The sequence below is a fragment of the Paraburkholderia sp. J63 genome, assembly GCF_905220245.1.
Classification (GTDB): Bacteria; Pseudomonadota; Gammaproteobacteria; order Burkholderiales; family Burkholderiaceae; genus Paraburkholderia.
On the sequence record NZ_CAJMZF010000131.1, the window covers coordinates 1 to 1,184 of the forward strand.

Annotated in this window: 1 protein-coding gene; it reads right to left on the reverse strand. The window is 58.1% G+C overall.

The features are described from left to right. A partial coding sequence (locus U5775_RS38800) for an IS1182 family transposase (protein WP_322063416.1) occupies positions 1-1,116 on the reverse strand: 1,116 nt, incomplete at its 3' end. Between the last annotated feature and the right edge of the window lie 68 nt (positions 1,117-1,184).

A 1,184-nucleotide genomic window follows, 5' to 3' on the forward strand; every position in this document is an offset into this window, starting at 1 on the left:
GGTACGCAGGGCCATCGGAGTTTCGCGCTCGACGGAAGTAAATCGGTAAATCGCCCGTTGCCCCGCTGGACATAGGTATTGGTCGTCTTTCGCGATGTAGATGAAGTCGGCCCGATCGAACCGTCCATCTGCCTTTGCACTGGAGGTTTGTGTTTTTGGCACCAGCGCTGCAATACCAGCGTCATCGCAAGCCTTGATTTCCGTGGCGCTGTAGTACCCGCGATCGGCCAGCGCCTTGAGCTTCTTCTTGCCCATCGCTTCGCGCGCGGCTTTGGCCATCGGGCTGAGCTGAGCGCGGTCACTACCGACGTTCGTCACTTCGTGTGTCACGATGAGATGGTGCTTCGTATCAACAGCCACCTGAACGTTGTAGCCCACGACACCTGTGCCCTTGGCTTGCGACATCATCGAACGTGAGTCGGGATCAGTCAGCGAAACCTGTTTTTCCGGTAAATCATTCAACAGTTCCGCTGCCCGATCCAGATCGCGCATCTGCTCGCGCAGCGTCTCGATCTTTTCCCGCAGCCGTTCGGTTTTCGCTTCGACCTCTGCGGGTTGCGTGCGATCAGCAGTTTCCAGCGCATCCAGATAGCGCTGGATGCTTTGCTCGATCTGCTCCTGACGCTTTGCGATCTTGTTGGGCGTGAAGTTGTTATCGCGGCTGTTGACCGCCTTGAACTTGCTGCCGTCGATGGCAACGACTGCTTGCGTGAACAGCTTCAGGTCGCGGCATATCACCACGAAGCGGCGGCATACATTGCGAATGCCGGCGCCATTGCTGCGTCTGAACTCGGCAATCGTCTTGAAGTCCGGCGCGAGGCGACCGGTCAGCCACATCAGTTCGACATTACGCTGGCACTCGCGCTCCAGACGTCGGCTCGATTGCACGCGATTGAGATAGCCGTAGATGTAGAGTTTGAGCAGAACGGACGGATGGTAAGACGGTCGGCCCGTGATCGCCGGCGTGGTGCCTTCGAAGCCCATGGAAGCCAGATCGAGTTCGTCTACGAATGCGTCGACGATCCGCACGGGATTGTCTTCAGCGATAAAGTCTTCGAGACACTCCGGCAGCAACGTGCCCTGATTGCGGCTTGCACCTTCGACGAATCGCCCCATCTCCGCCTCTCGCGCTAACAGGTTGATTCAGTCTAGGCGATCGCGCGGGTTTTGACACAGCCTCGGCC